Source organism: Microcoleus sp. CZ3-B2, assembly GCF_036705055.1.
In the GTDB taxonomy this organism is placed as follows: Bacteria; Cyanobacteriota; Cyanobacteriia; order Cyanobacteriales; family Microcoleaceae; genus Microcoleus.
The window spans coordinates 15,846-34,246 of record NZ_JAUBTN010000071.1 but is presented as its reverse complement, the minus strand read 5'-3'; the positions used below and the strand labels follow the sequence as shown (position 1 = coordinate 34,246).

At 45.4% G+C, this 18,401-nt stretch carries 14 protein-coding genes; 6 read left to right on the top strand and 8 right to left on the bottom strand.

Annotated features, from left to right (window positions below; all coding sequences use genetic code 11):
- Nucleotides 1–193: 193 nt before the first annotated feature.
- A complete protein-coding gene (locus QUA97_RS24100; RefSeq protein ID WP_333196589.1) occupies nucleotides 194–1,918 on the bottom strand; it encodes a DHA2 family efflux MFS transporter permease subunit in 1,725 nt (574 codons plus the stop codon).
- 113 nt (nucleotides 1,919–2,031) lie between these two features.
- A complete protein-coding gene (locus QUA97_RS24095; RefSeq protein WP_333196587.1) occupies nucleotides 2,032–2,667 on the bottom strand; it encodes a TetR/AcrR family transcriptional regulator in 636 nt (211 codons plus the stop codon).
- Nucleotides 2,668–3,525: 858 nt separating this feature from the next.
- Here QUA97_RS24095 and QUA97_RS24090 point away from each other — a divergent pair.
- A complete protein-coding gene (locus tag QUA97_RS24090) occupies nucleotides 3,526–3,750 on the top strand; it encodes a hypothetical protein (RefSeq protein WP_194066124.1) in 225 nt (74 codons plus the stop codon).
- A 294-nt stretch (nucleotides 3,751–4,044) separates the two neighbouring features.
- On the opposite strand, the gene ilvC is transcribed toward QUA97_RS24090, so the two are convergent.
- On the bottom strand, nucleotides 4,045–5,094 hold the full coding sequence (gene ilvC, locus QUA97_RS24085) for a ketol-acid reductoisomerase (protein WP_194066123.1): 1,050 nt from the start codon (nucleotides 5,092–5,094) through the stop codon (nucleotides 4,045–4,047).
- Nucleotides 5,095–5,405: 311 nt separating this feature from the next.
- Here ilvC and gloA2 point away from each other — a divergent pair, with 311 nt between their 5' ends.
- Together gloA2 and QUA97_RS24075 are read left to right on the top strand one after the other, a co-directional pair.
- Entirely contained in the window at nucleotides 5,406–5,792 is a 387-nt protein-coding gene (gloA2, locus tag QUA97_RS24080; protein ID WP_333196581.1) for an SMU1112c/YaeR family gloxylase I-like metalloprotein, read from the top strand.
- 109 nt (nucleotides 5,793–5,901) lie between these two features.
- Nucleotides 5,902–7,194: an endonuclease/exonuclease/phosphatase family protein gene (locus QUA97_RS24075; protein WP_333196578.1), complete on the top strand. Its 1,293-nt coding sequence runs from the start codon at nucleotides 5,902–5,904 to the stop codon at nucleotides 7,192–7,194.
- Here the strand turns inward: QUA97_RS24075 and QUA97_RS24070 are convergent.
- The 4 genes from QUA97_RS24070 to QUA97_RS24055 form a co-directional block, all read right to left on the bottom strand.
- Nucleotides 7,161–8,861 (bottom strand): dynamin family protein, encoded by a 1,701-nt coding sequence (locus QUA97_RS24070; RefSeq protein ID WP_333196576.1) that lies wholly within the window; start codon nucleotides 8,859–8,861, stop codon nucleotides 7,161–7,163. The genes QUA97_RS24075 and QUA97_RS24070 overlap by 34 nt on opposite strands.
- Nucleotides 8,858–10,936 (bottom strand): dynamin family protein, encoded by a 2,079-nt coding sequence (locus QUA97_RS24065; RefSeq protein ID WP_333196574.1) that lies wholly within the window; start codon nucleotides 10,934–10,936, stop codon nucleotides 8,858–8,860. Before QUA97_RS24065 ends, QUA97_RS24070 begins: the two co-directional genes overlap by 4 nt.
- Before the next feature lie 33 nt (nucleotides 10,937–10,969).
- Complete coding sequence (locus QUA97_RS24060; RefSeq protein WP_333196572.1) at nucleotides 10,970–11,302, bottom strand: hypothetical protein; 333 nt, start codon at nucleotides 11,300–11,302, stop codon at nucleotides 10,970–10,972.
- Between the two features lie 195 nt (nucleotides 11,303–11,497).
- Nucleotides 11,498–12,019, bottom strand: a complete 522-nt coding sequence (locus QUA97_RS24055; protein WP_194066117.1) for a pentapeptide repeat-containing protein — start codon at nucleotides 12,017–12,019, stop codon at nucleotides 11,498–11,500.
- 230 nt (nucleotides 12,020–12,249) lie between these two features.
- Between QUA97_RS24055 and QUA97_RS24050 the strand changes: the two genes are divergently transcribed.
- Nucleotides 12,250–13,788: a SagB/ThcOx family dehydrogenase gene (locus QUA97_RS24050; RefSeq protein ID WP_194066116.1), complete on the top strand. Its 1,539-nt coding sequence runs from the start codon at nucleotides 12,250–12,252 to the stop codon at nucleotides 13,786–13,788.
- A 213-nt stretch (nucleotides 13,789–14,001) separates the two neighbouring features.
- Here the strand turns inward: QUA97_RS24050 and mnmE are convergent, their stop codons facing one another.
- Nucleotides 14,002–15,387 carry a tRNA uridine-5-carboxymethylaminomethyl(34) synthesis GTPase MnmE gene (mnmE, locus tag QUA97_RS24045; protein ID WP_333196568.1) on the bottom strand — a complete coding sequence of 462 codons (1,386 nt, stop codon included), beginning with the start codon at nucleotides 15,385–15,387 and terminating at the stop codon, nucleotides 14,002–14,004.
- Between the two features lie 541 nt (nucleotides 15,388–15,928).
- Here mnmE and QUA97_RS24040 point away from each other — a divergent pair.
- Complete coding sequence (locus tag QUA97_RS24040) at nucleotides 15,929–16,135, top strand: hypothetical protein (RefSeq protein ID WP_333196566.1); 207 nt, start codon at nucleotides 15,929–15,931, stop codon at nucleotides 16,133–16,135.
- A 29-nt stretch (nucleotides 16,136–16,164) separates the two neighbouring features.
- Nucleotides 16,165–18,366 (top strand): tetratricopeptide repeat protein, encoded by a 2,202-nt coding sequence (locus QUA97_RS24035; RefSeq protein WP_333196564.1) that lies wholly within the window; start codon nucleotides 16,165–16,167, stop codon nucleotides 18,364–18,366.
- Nucleotides 18,367–18,401: the final 35 nt, after the last annotated feature.

Below are 18,401 nucleotides of genomic sequence, written 5' to 3'. Positions count from 1 at the left end.
GTTATTGGTTACTTGCTACGAATTCCCCATTTCCAATTCTCAATTCCCAATAACAACTAACAACTAACAACTAACAACTAACAACTAACAGTCAACAGTCAACAGTCAACAGTCAACAATCAACAATCAACAATCAACAATCACCTGACGGTACAAGTGGAATTGATACAGCACTTTGCTTAAAATCAAGCAATTAGTGAGCAGCAGGTACTTTAGCTCCAGCGCCTCCCTTACCGAGAAACAGCAGCAATGGCAGCGAACAGAGAAAGACAATGCCGACAAAGCGAAAAATGTCTGCGTAGGATAGAACGGCTGCCTGCGTATTGACTAATTGGGAGAGCGCGGCGAGGGCTTGTTGTTCGGCGGTTGCGGCATCAGAACCGCGACTCTCAAACAAACCAATGAGTGCACTGAGCCGCTCCGTTGTTTCTGGCTCGTAAGGCGTTAACTTGGCCAACAAAATGGCTCGATGAAAAGCCTCTCGTTGAGCCAGCAATGCGGTCAGAATGGCAATGCCAATACTACCGCCGAGCTGACGAGTCAAGTTATAGAAGCCCGAGCCAGCGGATACATCTTCTTTGGGGATGGAACCCAATGTTGCCAAACTTAGGGGCAGGAACATCAAAACCGTAGTTGCACCGCGCCAGATTAGGGGCCAAAACAAATTATCAGTTCCGGTTTGGGGCGTGATTTTTGCCAGCTCGAACATGACGGCTGCCGTTCCACAGGCTCCCAGCGCAATTAAAATGCGGGCATCCACCTTAGTCGAAATTTTGCCCAGTAAAACCATTATGATGGCGGACGCTAAAGCTCCAGGAGCGAGTAGAAATCCGGTTTGCATTGCCGAAAATTTCAGCACGCCTTGAGCAAACAGCGGTATAGCAAACAAGGCTCCGTACAGCCCCATGCCCAAAATACCAGAGTAAAGGCTACCGGCTGCCAGGGATTTATGCCGCAGCACCCGCAAGTCAACTGCTGGTGCTTTTGTGCTGAGTTCTCGCCAGATGAACAGAAACAGTCCTATAACCGCCACAAACGCCAGGAGCGTAATGAAACCGGATTCAAACCAGTTTTCTTTTTCCCCTTCTTCCAAAAATGATTGCAAGCTACCTACCGCAATACACAGCAGTACAATTCCTGTCCAGTCCACTTTCTGCTGGCTCCGTCCGTGTTTCTTCAAGTCTGGTCGAAGGAACACGATCGCCATGATGACAGCCACAATGCCGACGGGCAAATTGATAAAGAAAATCCAGCGCCAGCCTAACGTATCGGTCAGATAGCCGCCTAGGGTGGGACCAATAGCCGGACCTGCAATCACCCCAACTCCAAACACCGACTGCGCTAACCCCTGTTCCGCAGGGGGAAAAGTTTCAAACAGAATCGCTTGCGCTTTTGCCAACAGTCCGCCTCCGCAGAAGCCTTGAAGAATTCGAGCTACCACTAGCACCGGCAGGTTGATGGATAAACCGCATAACATCGAGGCGGCTGTGAACCCGATCATGGAAAAGACAAAGTAGGTTTTCTTGCCGAAGAAGTCTCCCAACCAAGCAGAGAGCGGAATCATCACAACGTTGGCGATCGCGTAACCCGTTACGACCCAAGCAATTTCGGTCACGGTTGCGCCTAATGTCGCCTGCATATCTGTTAAAGCAACGTTCACAATGCTGGTATCAATGACTTCTAGAATGGCTCCCAGAGAAGCCGTCAGGGCGATCGCCCACTTGAGCGGTCCCTGCACGTACCCGGCTGCATCATAGGTAGATTGTTTCAATTTTTTTAATGGTTTTGCTCGCTTTTGTTGAGCATTTTGTTGAGCGTATTGTTGGTCTTGAGGCTCAGACTCTTCCAAATCGGTAAAAGCCCGAATATCCATAGAATCTGGTTCAGTTGATTGACTCTGTATTTGAGGGCGTTCCATCTTTCGTCTCTACTTCTGCGATCGCACGCGAGGCTGGTGCTTCCCACCACCGCAACGGGTTAGGGTGCTTCAATCGGAAAATGCCAAATTCATAGGAAAATTGTCAGGAGTCTTCATTCTGGAGACGGAGTACGACTTACAGAAGACGCTGCTGTGCTGACTCCCCGCACAAATAAATCCACGCACCCTTCGATGTATTGCTTACGGCTGTAGCCCCGGTTTACTTGAAAAACATGGCGGCGAATCATACCAGACAGCAGCATTCCAGTCAATTGATCCACTGCCAGTGACAGGTCAACATTCGGACAAACACTGCCGCGTTGAACACAGGTTTGTAGATAGGAAATTAGTTTTTCACGCAGCGGTAAAAATGATTGCTGAAGCACCTCCAGTGCTTCTGTCGGATGCCGGTGAGCTTCACCAATAAACATCCGAAATAGAGCTTCGTACTCCTCCAACATATCGTCGTGGAGCTTTGCATAATGCAGGAGATCGCGGCGTAGGTCATAAGTCCATTCGTCTTGATGCGTCAACGCCTCAGTCCGCAATGCTGTAATGTGGTGGGCAACCGCACTCAACACTTGCTCTTTGCTCTGAAAGCGGCGAAATAAAGTGACTTCACTCACATCTGCAACACGAGCAATTTCACGAGTTGTCGCTCCAACGTAGCCTTCTGTAGAGAAAACTTCAATCGCCGCTTTCAACAGGCGATCGCGCGTTTCCGCTGCACTTCGATTCGTTCTACTCATCTTAATTAATGTAAGCACTAACTTACATATTCTAGATCGCCAAAGGGCCGTAGCTTCAGCACAAAGACGGATTTTTGAAACACAGGAGGGATGGATTTACGCTCAGATGCCGGAAACTAGGAAAAGTCGTCGCGCTCCGAAACTAGCGCTCTTTCATCACTCTGGATAAAATAAAACAACGGCATACCAACTCGATCCAGAGTCTAATGTTGTATATCCACAACATTTATTCATCATATTTAATAGTTCTAGAAATCCGGCTTTTAAGCTAGGAATATCAAAAATCAAAAGCCAAGGCTTGAGGGGATTGTAAAAGATATAGGGTTGAATTATCAGTCACCAATTATTTAACGTAGATTTCTATCATTCACTAAAATTCCACCATGTATGCTCACTATATTTTAATATTTATTGAGGTATGCCCTGTGTATGAAAACAATTTAAGATATGGGATTACTCTTCCACACTCTCGCGTGTCACTTGATTAGTTTTATGTTTTTTTGTCAGCTAATTAACAAAAATGCACCCACAAACTATTTCCCACCACTTCGATTTTTGCTAATAACTTGTTAGATCGTTTTCGGTTGGTTCGGAATGATGTTAACTGTTAAACGTTGCACCTAAACCTCGCCGAAGTGTCGAACCATCAGGAAACTGCACGCGCTATTTCCCTACAATTAATCCCGGAATCGTTACATCTTTAACCGACGAAAATTGATTATTTTGGGGTAGGGGAAACGGTATTGCCGTCTCCGAAACTGCTGAGGTCTATTTTTCTTGAGCCGTTGCTGATATATTTTGTCCGTACCAGGGCAAAATATAACAAAGCGCTTTCACAAACTCCACTCCCAAACTGCCATGCCTAAAAAAAATGTTATTCCGCTGTTGCTTTTGTTTATAGTCCTGTTTACCCTTTACGGTGACAGTTTAACTTTTCTGCCCAAACCGATAAGAGATACCAGCGTCGCCAGTAGAAATTTCTTCGTCGGGTTGTGGCCCAATTGGCTGAGACCGAGAGATTTCAACGAGCAAAGGGAACAGCAGATTGAGAAATTGCAAAAAAGTCCTACTCCCAGTAGATAGTTTGGAGCTACCAGCGACAAACCAGGTTTCTTTAACAATATCTAGCCACTTTTTTGTAAAAAACTAAAAATCAATAACTTAAACATCTGTCACTCCTCTCTCTCCAAAAACGACAAGGTAGAGAGAGGCAGAGTCTCCGCACCTGCATTACCAGGCAGAGCCTGGTAACGAGCAACGAGCAATTTTACTCCGCATCCTACGGTTAGTTAGCAGTTCAGATTTTAGATTGAACGAACAATCTAAAATCTCAAACTTGTTCGGAGCAAAGCCGAAGAATCTAAAATTTACAATCGATTAGGCTTGCTTTTTCAACCAGCTAAACATAGCTCGCAAATCTTTGCCAACTTCTTCAATGGGATGCTCTGCTTCTTGACGGCGCATGGAAGTAAAACCAGGTTTGCCGGCTTGGTTTTCGAGAACGAATTCGCGAGCAAATTGGCCGGATTGAATTTCGCTGAGAATTTTCCGCATTTCGGCGCGGGTGTCATCGGTGACAATGCGGGGGCCGCGAGTTAAATCGCCGTATTCTGCGGTATTGGAGATGCTGTCGCGCATTTTGGCTAGGCCTCCTTCTACTACTAAGTCAACGATAAGTTTAACTTCGTGCAAACATTCAAAATAAGCTAATTCTGGTTGATATCCAGCGTCAACTAAGGTTTCAAATCCAGCTTTAATTAAGGCGCTCAAACCGCCGCACAAAACTACTTGTTCGCCAAAAAGATCGGTTTCTGTTTCTTCGCGGAAAGTGGTTTCTAGGATGCCGGCTCTGGTGCCGCCGATACCTTTAGCATAGGCCATTGCGCGATCGCGCGCTTGACCTGAAGCATCTTGATATACTGCAAACAAACTCGGAACACCTTCCCCTTGTTCGTAAGTCCGGCGCACCAAATGTCCGGGGCCCTTGGGGGCTACCATTACTACGTCTACGTTGGCTGGGGGCACAACTTGGCCGAAGTGAATGTTAAAACCGTGAGCAAATGCTAAAACATTTCCTTCGGAAAGATTCGGTTCGATTTGTTCTTTGTAAATAGTTTTTTGAACTTCATCGGGTAATAAAATCATGATGAAGTCAGCGGCGGCGGCGGCTTTGTCTACCGGGTGAACAGTTAAACCCGCCTCGGTTGCTTTGGCTGCAGATTTGCTACCGGGATACAAACCGACAACGACATTCATACCGCTGTCTTTGAGGTTGAGGGCGTGGGCGTGTCCTTGGGAACCGTAGCCAATGATAGCAATTGTTTTGTTGGCTAACAGGTCTAGGTTAGCGTCGGTGTCGTAATACATACGGGCCATAATGCTTGTCTCCTGAGATGCAAATTGGGTGATTGACTGCAAAACTCTCATCTTATCAAGTAGGGTGCTTTTTTTTGCAGAAATTTTTCAATTAAGATTTGGACGGGGGAAAATAAAGGTCGATCGCCCTGAATGTCGCAGGGTTTGTCGCCGAGTCTGCGATCGTCAAATATAATTGGTTAATAGCGTGCTGTGCATTTGAAAAAACCTCACATCTTGCACTATTCTCGCTTAACAGGCTCTCCGGCCTGTTCCACAAGAAAATTTACTCTTTGTGGAACAGGCCGGAGAGCCTGTTCATAAAAGCTTCCACACGAATGGTGCAACATCTCAGAAAAACCCAACTAACTAACTTTTTTCAGATGAAAATAAAGGCAATACATCATGTGGCGATTATTTGCTCGGATTACGAAGCGTCGAAGAAATTTTATGTAGAAGTATTGGGATGTTCCATTATCAAAGAAACTTTCCGAACCGAGAGAAATTCTTACAAACTAGATTTGCGAGTCGGAAATGGCGACACCATCGAGCTTTTCTCATTTTCCCATCCTCCTGAAAGAATTAACAATCCTGAAGCCTGTGGCTTGAGACATTTAGCTTTTGCAGTTGAGGACATAGAAGCATCAGTTGCTTACTTAAAATCCCAACAAGTAGAAGTAGAAGAAATTCGCCTTGACGAAATTACCGAAAAAAGGTTTACATTTTTCCGAGACCCCGACAACTTACCATTAGAAATATATGAGAATTAAGGAGTCTATTTATTTTTTCAAGCCGTTATTAAGTCAACCAGTCCGTAGTGCTGACTATAGAAATTGCATCATTCATTCCCCTCTAAAATCTAAAATATAAAATTGTATAATGGACAGATTAATCAGAAACACAATCACTATCGGATTGCCGACTTTAATGCTCTTTATCGCCATATTAGCTACAGGAAAAACAGGTGATGCAGCCGTTTGGTCGGGTTTGGTCAAAGTCGGCGGTTCCTTTGGTATGCTGATCGGTTTAGGTGTGTTGGTATTTGCAGGATTTGTTGCCAATTCTGTGAGTTATTTTGTGGTAGATGGCTTGGTGGTGAGATTTTATCAAAAGCGGCGAGAGTTGCACCCGCCAGAACAACTGGTAACAGAAATTGATAAATTGCCGATTACTAACGACCTTAAAATCAAGCTCAAATGGGCGGTGATGTACAGCAGCAACAACCAAACTATTAGCTTGAAGCACGTAATTTTAAAATGGTTTATTATCGCAGCAAGTGTAAATGCCCTATTTTCAATAGTCGGTTATTTGAGAATAACTAACATTTTTTTTGAATTGAGTTCTCATTTTAAAGTACAATATCTGCTGGTTGGTTTCTCTACTTTGATATTTTTCGCTCTGGTGCGCTCCCAAAAAAGATGGTTGTTGGTGAGCGCATTTTGCACGATCGTTAATTTGGCGGAAATTGTTCCTTGGTACCTTCCAGCGCCAGCATTTGCAGGAGCAACGCCCGCACACAACTTGCGGATTTTGCATTCAAATGTTTTAACGAGTAACCGACGCTATTCTGAGGTGATATCGCTGGTTAAAGCAGAACAACCTGATATCGCGGTTTTTGTCGAAGTCAGCACAGTTTGGGCAAAAGAGTTAGCAGTTTTAAGCGAGATTTTTCCTTACTCTTCCAACCAACAAGAATCTGAGAGATTTGGCAGTGCCATCTACAGCAAGCTGCCTTTAAACAATCCCTCTGTTAAAGCCTTTTCCAAGCAAAGAAAGAGCTTGTTGGCGGATGTTCAATTTCAAGGTAAAATCATTTCTCTGATTCTTGCTCATCCGACTGTGCCGATCAAACACCACAGTTTTATCGATCGCAACCAACAGCTAGCAGCCATCGGTGAGTATGCAGCCCAAGTCAAAAATCCGCTAATTGTGGTTGGGGATTTCAATACCACAATGTGGTCGCCATTTTACAAAAATATGGTAAAAACCGGAAACCTGCGAAATGCGCGATCGGGCTTTGGGATTTTACCGACTTGGCCGACTTTTATGCCGCTGGCTTATATTCCGATCGATCACTTTCTAGTCAGCAAAGAAATTGGTGTTTTAAAGATTCGTACTGGCCGCAACGTCGGTTCGGATCATTTGCCGTTAATTACAGATTTGGTCATTTGAAGGCAGGATTCGATATTTTCTAACAAATTATTGATTAACTGTATCTGGTATTGCTGAATATTTGTCTGTAGCGGTTCTTTGCTGTCTTGAAAACAGATAACTTTTCCGGCGATTTCCTTGTAGTGTTGTAGCATGGAAAAAGTATCGGTGCTGAAGCGGGCGAGATAGTTTTTAGCCGCCTCGCTGCAAATTTCCTTTACTTGATTTAGATAAGCTTCTGACGACTCAGGCGGCTTTTCATAGCCAGTTCTTTTATTCAAAATATAGCTAGCACCGCCGACTACGGCGGCTCCCACAGGCCCGCCCAACAGCCAACCTAAGCCCGTTGCGATCGCCACTGGAGCCACTTCGCCCTCGTTCGACTTTTGAGGTGGAGGTGGCGGCGGTTGCGGTAAAACGATTTGCGGGGCTGGGGGAAAGGAAATCAAAAGTGCGATCGGCTGTTCTTTCTCAAAGAATTCGCAAGCTTTATTTACCCATTCTGCGATGGTTTGCTGCTGCTTCAAGACCTCTCGCTGAAATTTTAGATTCCACGCATCAAAACTCCCTTCCTGAAGCGACAGCGCCATTTCCGATTGATATCGCTGCAAAAATGTCGGCTGATAAAGCCACATCTCGAAATCAGAAACGCTGGCGTGAAAGCCTTTTGATATCAGTTTTTCGGCTTTTTGTTTAATTTCAATTTTGTTTTTGTGCTTTTGTTGAGCTGCGGCTATTTCGGCGGTGACAGTTTCAGACTTAGCTCGCAGAGATTGACAAATCTTAGTAGCTATGGCTTCAATTCTGGGTAACTTAACTGCTAGTTGTTCCTGTTGAGCTGCCACAATACTTTGCAAAGCCGATTCAAACGTGGCAATTCCTGTAGTTTGGGCGGCCGCCACATCTCCTTTCAGCCTCGCCCTCAAAGCCGGCAAAGCATCGACGCGGTAGATATTGCTGATATTGTTCGGCAAGTTGGAGCGAAAACTTTCGGCAACAAACAACAACCGATTGTATACTTGTTTTTGCTCGTCTGGTTCGAGTAGATTGAGAAAATTGGCAACGAAGACGACAGTGTTGATTTGGCGATCGCTCAACCAATCTCTTAAGTTCTCTCGTTCGCCTAAAGTCATCAATTTGCGAGCATCTAAAACCTGCACAACTAAATCAGCCGTTAGCAATTTATCGCGAACCAAATTATCCTGTTCTTCGCGATCGTTGGTTCCCGGCAAATCCAGCAATTCCACACCCGTTTTCAGGAAGGGATGGGGGCAGTAAACATTCACTGCCGCCACATCATCCCGCATTTGTCTCGCGTCGTCAAGGATGGCGTAGCGTTTCAACACATCAGTCCCCGGTTCGCTAACTTCCGTGCCATCTTTCAGGGTAATTTTTGCGTGCAATTCCTCGCCGTAGTTGACATAAATGGCAGCACCTGTAGTGGGCACGAGGTCGATCGGCAAAGCACGATTTCCAAGCATTGCATTCAGCAAAGTTGACTTGCCGTAATTAAACGGGCCAAAGACAGCAATTTGAAAAGTTGGTTTGGCGAGATAGTCGCAGATTGAGGTGGTATCTCGGTAAAGTTGGGAGTTTTTGTCGAGTTCCAGAATACCGAGTGCTGATTTGAGATTGTTAGTTAAATCTTGATAAGTTTCGGGTTGTTGCATATTGTTTTTTTCTTTCATTTAGCGGAGGCTAGGAAACCTTGATATAGCGATTCAATACTCTGCGACTCGGCAGAAACATCAGCATCCAATTTTTTCAAACGCTCAGATTCAGCCTGACAATTAATCTCGCGAGATTCCTTTTGTTCCAGCAAATTATCTAACTCAGATTTCCGAGAATTAATATCAGCATTCATGCGATCGCCCACTTCCCGTCCGTAAACATCAAAACACTCTTTCACAGCATCGTGAATCGGCTGCCACTGCTCCTGAGCAACCTGCGGCAGATATTTCACCAACTCTTTTTTCGCTGCTTTCACCAACTGTTTGTGAGCTCCGTCTGCCTGCAAAACCCCAACACCCATCCCCAACAAAGCCAAGTACAGCGGCCCCAAAACAATCCCGGTAAAACCAGCAAAAATCGTACTGACTCCCAACACAGTAATTAAGTTGAGCAGGATATTTTTCCAGTCAAAACCCGCTCCTGCCATTGCTACGCCCGCCAGGTTTCCTGTCGTTAACGAAAACAATCCCATCGCCCATTTTGCCCAAGCTGGCGAGTTATCTTCGTTTGAGTTGCTGACTGCTGCAGGTATCTTTTGCCCGGTCAGTTTTTCGGTGATTTTTTCAGTCACTTTCGTGTAAGATGCTCCGTAATTTGCCGCACTTTGCGATAGCTGCGAAAATGCTGAATTCATCTCTTGTTCAGCCGTGAGAGTCCAAGCTGCTAGTTTGTCGTTGATGTACTGCTCGAATGCTCGTCTGAGCGATGCTTCAAAGGCTTCTCGCTTGTCTTGGCTGAAGAAATCCAGAAATTTCAGCTCGGGTTGATACCGCAAAAAGTCTGTTTCAAAGGTATTTTCTAAGTTGAGAACGTAGATGCGGAAATAATCGGCGATCGCCCGCGATTTACTATCTCTAACTCCGATAATTTCTTGTTGAAATTCTTCGCGAATCTGAGTCAGTTTTTTAAACTCCGGCTCAACTGAATTAATCTTTTCCTTCAACTCATTGACATCGCGATCGAGCAATGGTAATCGCCGCCCAACAGCTTCGCGGACGCGAGCAGAAATTTGACGCGCCAAAGTCCTCGCCGGACGCAGTTCAGAAATCGCCCTTTCCTGCGTCAAAAACGTATTCAGTGCCGCCATAAACTCGGGAAAACCAGTTCCTGCTAAATCCGCATCCGGGTTTTTAATCCGCAACCTGAGCGCCTTAATTGAGGTAATTGGAAACACTCGCTCCTCGTAAATATCGTGTCCTTCTGTTAAACAATATTCAGCCAAATTAGCTTTAAAAACCCGTTGCAATTTCCCTTCTGCTTCTGCCATTTCTTCAGGATCATCCGGGTCAATCAAACTTTCCCGCACCTGATCCCAAGCATTGATCAGAAAGAAAATGCTCAAGCCGCGATTTTTGATGTAATTTTCTAGATAGCGTCTCTCACCCATTGTGCAAGGCTGAGTTGCCCTGAGTACAAACAAAATAGCGTGGCAGTTGTTGATGTAACCGAGAGATAATTCGTTGCGGGACTCTGTATCGTTCAGGCCGGGACTGTCTACTATTTCTATGCCTTTTTCTAACAAAGGTAAGGGATATTCTACTACGGCGCAGTCGATATCGGGAAACGCTGGTTTTTTTTCTTCTTCTAGGCGTTTTGCCTCTGCTGGGTCAATTGTGTAGTTCTGTTTGAAACTTTTAAAATCGAGCTGTTTGGGACTTTTGCCGTCATTGAAATAAACGGTGACTTTTTTTTCTGAACCGTAGCGCAAAATCGTCAGCAAAGCCGTACAGGGATTTACGTCGCTGGGCAGTAAGTTTTCGCCGATCAAGGCATTGAGAAAAGTGCTTTTGCCGCGTTTCATGTCGCCTAAAACTAGCAGCCGAAAGACTCCTTGGCGCAAGTTTTTGCTGGCGAGAGTGATGTCGGCGTTTTCTGTTTCTAAACCGAGTTTTCCCGATGCTGCGGCTCCTGCTAATTCTGATTCGTTGATGGCTGTGGCGATGTTGCTGAGGCGATCGGCAATTTCGCGGCGGACGGCGGCTACTCGCTCTAAATCGTTGAGAAAACTGCTGGTTTCTACTTTAAGGTTCATGGGTATTTCCTGATATTTTATGGCTGTAAATTTTCAATTTATATCTTCTTCAATAAACATTTTGTAAGCGCTCAAAGCAATGAATCCAACTATCAGCGTAGTTGCCAGCCAAGATGCGATGCGAACTGCAACGACAACAGCAATGACAATGCCTGTAAATTGAGCTACGGCTAGGATTTTTCTGCGCCACTGTTTGAGTTTGCCGTTAACTTGGCTGTCGGATTCTTCGTACTTGCGCGTTAGATGTTCTGGCACTGAGCGGTCGATTTCGGCTTCTAGTTCGCGGAGCCAAATTTCTTGTTCGCGCCTCCGCAAATCTTGTTTTTTGTGCCGAAGTTCTCTGGCTGTTTTGTCGGGAAAATTCATAAATTATATCTTATTTTCCACTGAAAAAATGTGTTAGTTATTGTCAATGTTGCAAAGCGATAAGTTCTCTACGACTGTAACTCACATTTTCCGCCGTGTCGAGAAATGTTAATAAATTTTAAAAAGGGCGATTCCCGCTCGGGATAGCTACGCTTCATGATTAATGAAGCCGATCGCCCGCAGCGCTGCGAGTCATCAATATCCTTCGGGGCTGATTGTAGTGCGATCGCACTCAGCTTCCGACAAATCTGCCAAACGCGATCGAAATAAGTTGCACCCAGCCAATTGAGCTTTAGTTAACTTGGTTTTCTCCAAATTAGTCCTGCTCAAATCAGCATATCTCAAATCGGCATTGCTCAAATCGGCATTGTACAAATCCGCACCTTGTAAATTAGCTTTCTGCAAATTAGCACCTTGCAAATTAGCGTGGCGTAAATTAGCTCTTGATAAATTTGCTCCTGACAAATTAGCTTCTGACAAGTTTGCTTGATAAAGCTGAATGTCGCCCAATTCAGCATCCTGCAACTGTGTTTGACAAAGATTGGCTTGAGTCAGATTTCCGTAGGGCAAATAAGTTCGCCTCAAAACGCTACCAGAAAGGTTGATTTCTGCTAAATCTGCTTGGAATAGATTATGTTCACTTAGGTCAACTGCGTCAAAATTTCGCTTGCCTTCAGAATACTGAGCTAACAATTGCTCAGCGCTTAGCTTTTGCATATTCATCTCTTTATGAGGACAGCTATTGTAGCCAGTCCATAACGATAATAAAGGGCTATTACTGTTTGCGTATTTATACCTAAGCATTCTCTTATGTTAAGCTTGTGTAACAACGAGCGCATTTTTTCTAAGATTTTTTTTATATTTGTAAATTTCTGGCTGGCTCGGTCAGTAACCAGTCAGTAATCTCAAGATCGATCGACAAACCAAAGCCCATTCTCTACTGAAATATGCCAGAACTTCCTCTTTCTATGGCTGAGCACTACCACGAGCGGACGAAATATGACCCTGAAACCCTTGCTGCCAAAAGCAGACAGCTAGATTGGACAGAGCAACCGGTGCCGTTCAAAGAATATAAAATTGGTGCGTATTTTGACCTAAAGCCTTATATAAAAGACCCCTCGGACGATCGCGATGCCGCGGCTGATGCCGGTTGGTGGCACCGCTTGTCGAGCTTGTTGCTGTGCAGCTACGGGTTGACTGCGAAGGTGCAGACGCTAGATGAGAGCTATCTGTATTTGCGATCCGCACCGTCGGCGGGCGGGCTGTACCCTGCAGAGGTTTATTTAATCTCCCGCGGCACGCCACATTTGCCCGCCGGACTCTACAACTATCAGTGCAGAACTCATTCACTCGTTCATTTTTGGAACAGTGAAGTTTGGTCGGGGTTGCAAGCTGCTTGTTTCGGATCGCCGGCGCTCGAAAATACCCAACTGGCGATCGCGATTACTACTATTTTCTTCCGTTCTTCTTGGCGTTACGAAGACCGGGCTTACCGCAGAATTTTCCTCGACACCGGTCATTTATTGAGCAATATCGAGTTAGCTTGCGCCATCAACGATTACCGACCTCACTTGATTGGAGGATTCGCCGATGCAGCTATCAATGAATTACTGTACATCGACTCGGAGCAAGAAGGAGCGATTTGTGTAGTTGCGTTAGCCGACTTGCTAGATATCGACCAAAATTTGCCCAAATTCAAAACAGCTTTGCCCGGAAACACCACAACAGATTATCCTAAAATTTCCGAAGGTCAACTGTTGGGATACCTCCACAAAGCGACACAGTTAGACTCAGACCCCACCGGAACGGATGGCTGGAAATTTGATGAAAATGAAGGTGATTTAGAGGATAAATACAACTTTCCATTTTGTACTAAAGTTTCTACGGTAACTCCTTCGATTCCTTGGGGAGTGAATCTGGAAACTTTAGAAACAACTATCCTCAAAAGGCGTTCTACCCGCGCTTATACTGGTGCTTCTTTGAGCTTGGGCGAACTGTTAGCTTTGCTCGATTTTACTTACCAGCCGCAGCACTATATCGACCAAGGATTAGACGGTTATCCCGATTATTTCGATCTGAGTTTGATCGAGACTTTTATTGCTGTTTCGGGAGTGCACGGGTTGGAGGAAGGCTGTTATTATTATGCTCCGAAAGCTCAAGAATTGCGGCAAATTCGGTTTAAAAATTTCCGCAGGGAGTTGCATTTTTTGTGTTTGGGGCAAGATTTGGGCCGAGATGCGGGGGCGCTATTGTTTCACACGGCGGATTTGAACAGGGCTGTAGCAAAATATGGCGATCGGGTTTACCGCTATTTGCACATGGATGCGGGTCATTTGGGCCAGCGGTTGAATTTAGCAGCGGTTCAACTGCGTTTGGGTGTTAGCGGTATCGCGGGCTTTTTTGACGATCGCGTGAATGACGTTCTCGGTATTCCTACAAGCGAGGCCGTGCTTTATATTACTACTCTGGGAAGACCGCGATCGTGAATTTTAGTCAGTTGTCAGTTGTTAGTTGTTATTGGTCAGTAGTATGGCTTTACTGAGTCCAGGCGCATCTAAATTTTAGAGTCAAGTTTGATGAAATTAACATCTTGCACCCTTTCCACAAAGAGTTAAATTATTGTGGGGTGTCGGGTGCGCCCTAAAAATACAACTTAAATGCGAGACAGCTTACCTATTCAATTTACTCTTTTACCATTGCTATTTCCCAATGCAAAACTTGCTAAATATTCTGTCTAGCACTGATTCTGTCACTTCTTCGCCCGTAACTTCCCCCAAGGCTTGAATTGCACCGCGCAAATCTATTGTCCAAAAATCTAAAGGCAATTTGTTGCTAATAGTATCCGTGCACTGTTCCAGAGAAATTTTGGCTTTGGTTAAGGCTGCTGCTTGCCGCTGATTGATTGCTAAATCGGAGTTTGCTGCTTGCAAATTTCCGTGGCTGACGGCATCTAAGATGGCTGTTTCTAAGTCTTCTATGCCTCGATCTAGGGCGGCAGATGCGGTGACTGTAGGGTGAATTTCCGAGGAAAAAGGTAGTTCGGGGATGGTTTTTACTAGGTCGATTTTGTTGATGATTATAATTAGCTGGCGGTGCTTTACTTGTTCGTAAATTTCGGAATCGCCCTCTGTCCAACCAGATTCTGCGTCAATTGTCAATAATACTAAATCGGCTTGTTTTGCTGCTGCGCGCGATCGCTCTACGCCAATTTTTTCTACCTTGTCTTCAGTTTCCCGAATGCCGGCAGTATCGAGCACCTGCACCGGAATGCCGCCCACAACTAGCTGCGATTCTACCACATCCCGCGTCGTACCCGGCAAATCTGTGACGATCGCCCGATCGCACTTACTCCAAGCATTCAACAAACTCGACTTTCCCACATTCGGCCGCCCCACAATCGCCACTTTCAAACCTGTTCTCAACAATTCACCGCGATCCGCCGTCGTCAAAATTGTTGACAATTCCGCCAAAACCAGCTTTATTTCCAAATAAGTTTTAGCTTCATCTAAAGGCGGCAAATCTTCCTCAAAATCAATTCTCGCCTCAATTTCTGCCAGCAAATCCAAACAAGTTGTTCTTAATTGGCGAATTGGCTTGGCTAATTTTCCCTGCAAACCAGCTAAAGCACTTTGTGCAGCAGCGGGAGATTTTGCTCCCACCAAATCTGAAATACTTTCAGCCTGAGTTAAATCGAGCCTCCCGTTCAAAAAAGCCCGCAGCGAAAACTCTCCCGGCTGCGCCAATCTCGCCCCGCTTTCCAAACACAACTGCAAGACTTGCTGGACGGCTATAATCCCGCCGTGACAGTGAAATTCCACCACATCTTCGCGGGTGAAAGAACGTGGCGCTTTCATAATTAACAGCAAAGCTTCATCGACTAATTCTTGAGTTTTTGGGTGGCGGATGTGGCCGTAAAGAATGCGGTGAGACTCCCAAATTTGCTGTCCTGGGGCGCGAAACAGAGTTTCGGCAATTTTTAAGGCTGCAGCACCGGAAAGTCGCACAATGGCGACGCTGCCTTGTTGGGGAACTATGGCGGTGGCGATCGCTGCGATCGTTCCTCCTTTTGTTAGTGATTCAGACATTTATATTGTTCACATTAAAAATTTTCTCAATGTCGAGTTTGTGACGATCGGGCAATTGCCGATCAATCTTCGACATTATAAATCAATACTGTTCAAAACTGGTTGATAATCCCGGTGGAATAGCCGCCCTAATTTTCTTAAAAAAGGAGGAAAAAAAGTTGCTCTTGCGTCAACGGCTGCTGTCTTTGTTAGGGGGGATGCGAGGGGGATATCTGGGAATACACAGTCTTAACAATCGCCTATTGGGATATAAATATCTGGTGTATATAGCCTTTCTCAGAAAGATTAGGTAATATCCAGGATAGGCCAAACCGGGCATAGGGCATAGGGCTATCCTCACTTTTGTGAGAACCGCTATAATTCAATAAATTAAAACTACCGCCTTTTAGGAGAAGCTGCACCAGTTGCTGAGTCAAAGAGTAGAAAATATTTTTTAAGATTTTTCTGGCGCTTGGTAATTGATCGCGGGCTTCGAGAGACAGGAGAACTTGAATTAAGGATTCAAGCCGTTGTAAATTTATGTAAATCAATCTACGACTGGTTGTTAAATTATACATATCTGATTAACCTATCGACAATTTATGCGATTTTTTGCCAAGATATTAAGAAGAGCGCGGCCGCCGGGACTTCGATCGCCAATTCGTTAGCGAAGCTTGCAGAAGAAGACTGCCCGTCGATCCCAGTCACGGGGCGATCGAACTTAAATTACTCAGCCAAATCTTTGGGCTATCCTGATTTCATGCGATAATGGAACATTGACAGGGTAGAGGGCAGAGTATGATTGGTCAACTTCTAGACAGACGTTACCGCATCATTAAAGTCACAGACTCAAGTGAGGTGGGAAAAACTTATTTAGCAGCAGATACTCACCGTCCAGGGTATCCGCAATGCACGGTTAGAGAAATGCGGCTTCCCGGCACAAGTTCGCAAACTCCAGAATTAGTCAAAGTTATATTTCAAAGAAACGCAGAAATAATTGAGGAATTGGGTAAACACGACAAAATTCCTGAATTATTGGCGTATTTTGAGGAAAATCAAAGTTTATACTTAATTGAAGAATTTATTGTGGGTTCACCTTTGAGTCAAGAATTGATTGTGGGTGAAGCTTGGCAAGAAGATGAAGTAATTACTTTGCTATCATCCATATTAGAAATTTTGGCGTTCATCCATTCCAAGGGCTTTATTCACCGCAGAATTCAACCAGACAGAGTTATCCGGCGCGAGTCAGACGGAAAATTTGTGTTGGTTGACTTTAGCTTAGACAAAGAAATTAACCCGGAACTTGTTAATTGTGATTTGTGGGCGCAAACTCCGCCGAAGTCTGTTAAATCGCCTTTGGGAAAAAAACAGGAGTTGGCGGTGCAGGGTTTGTACGTGCCGATCGAGCAATCGCAAGGCAACCCCCACTACAATAGCGACATCTACGCTCTAGGTACGATCGCCCAGCTTGCGGTAACGGGACTCTCACCCAAGGAACTCAGCGCCCTGAGAAATAACAAAAAAGGCGAGATTCCGTGGCACAATCGGGCAACTTGTTCGGCGACTCTAACACGTATTATCGATCGAATGGTGCGCTCCGACAAAGAAGAACGCTATCACGAAGCAGCCGAAGTTTTGGCAGACATCAAACAAATCGCCGTAAAATGGGATGCCCCTCCGTCGCCAGCCACCATCATCACCAAGCCTAGGAATAAACCGCCCATCAAGCGCCCTACTAAACTGCTGCTGTTGGCTGCAATAGTCTCCGCTTCGATCTTGACAGCAGTCATCATGTACTTCGGACATATTAAAAGTCCGGCGAGGGCGAAAGAATTGTTCGCCCGTGGCGTGGCTAAGGCACAACAAGGTGACAAAACAGGCGCGATCGCCGATTATACTCAAGCCATCGCCCTGAATGCTGGCGATGCCGAAACTTTCTACAAGCGGGCTAATGCTCGCTACGACATGGGTGCGACAGAGCAAGCAAAGGCAGATTATACGCAAGCAATTAAAGTTAATCCGAGCCACACCAAAGCCATCTATAATCGAGGTTTGGCGCGCCTCGACACAGGCGACAAGCGGGGAGCCGTGGAGGATTTTACCCAAGTATTGCGGCTGAGTCCGAGCGACGGTGAGGCATACTCTCAGCGGGGTTTAGTCTACTACGATTTGGCAGACTACCGCACGGCCATTGAAGACTACACTCAAGCAATTCGGCTCACTCCCAACGATGCTGTAGCTTACAGCAATCGGGGTTTAGCTCGATCGGCCTCTGGGGACAAAACTGGAGCAATGGCAGACTTTACCCAAGCGATTCAAATTAGCCCCAAACAAGCTAGCGTTTACTACAGTCGCGGTCGATCGCGCTTTAATCTGGCAGATTATCAAGGAGCGATGGAAGATTATAGTAAGGCGATCGAATTGGAACCAGAACAAGCTGATGCTTATACCAATCGGTGCAGCGCTTACTTAAATTTGGCAACCTACGACAAAGCGATTGAAGATTGCACCCGCGCAATTAATCTCGATCCCAAAGATGAAGCAGCTTACAACAACCGCTGCATTGCTTATCTAAATTTAAAACAATTTCAAAAGGCTGCTGAAGATTGCAGTTTGGCGATCGGACTTAACAGCAACAATCCCAAAGCATACAGCAATCGAGGATTAGCTCGATCGGCTTCGGGAGACAAACTCGGGGCTGTAGAAGATTTTACCAGAGCAATTGGGCTCAATCCCAGTGATGCCGTAGCTTACAGCAATCGCGGTAGCCTGTACTCAGAACAAAAAAATTACCCTTTAGCGGTTGAGGATTTCGCTCAGTCGCTGCGGCTCAACCCCAACAATGCTACTGCTTTTTACAGCCGGGGCCTCGTGCGCCGCCAACTCAAAGATCGGGCTGGGGCGATCGAAGATTTTCAGAAAGCTGCAACACTGTTTCTAGAACAAGGAAGAGCCGATGGTTTCCAAAACGCACAAGCACAAATAAACGACCCTAAATAAACTATTAGTCAGTAGTCATGAGTCAGTAGTCATTA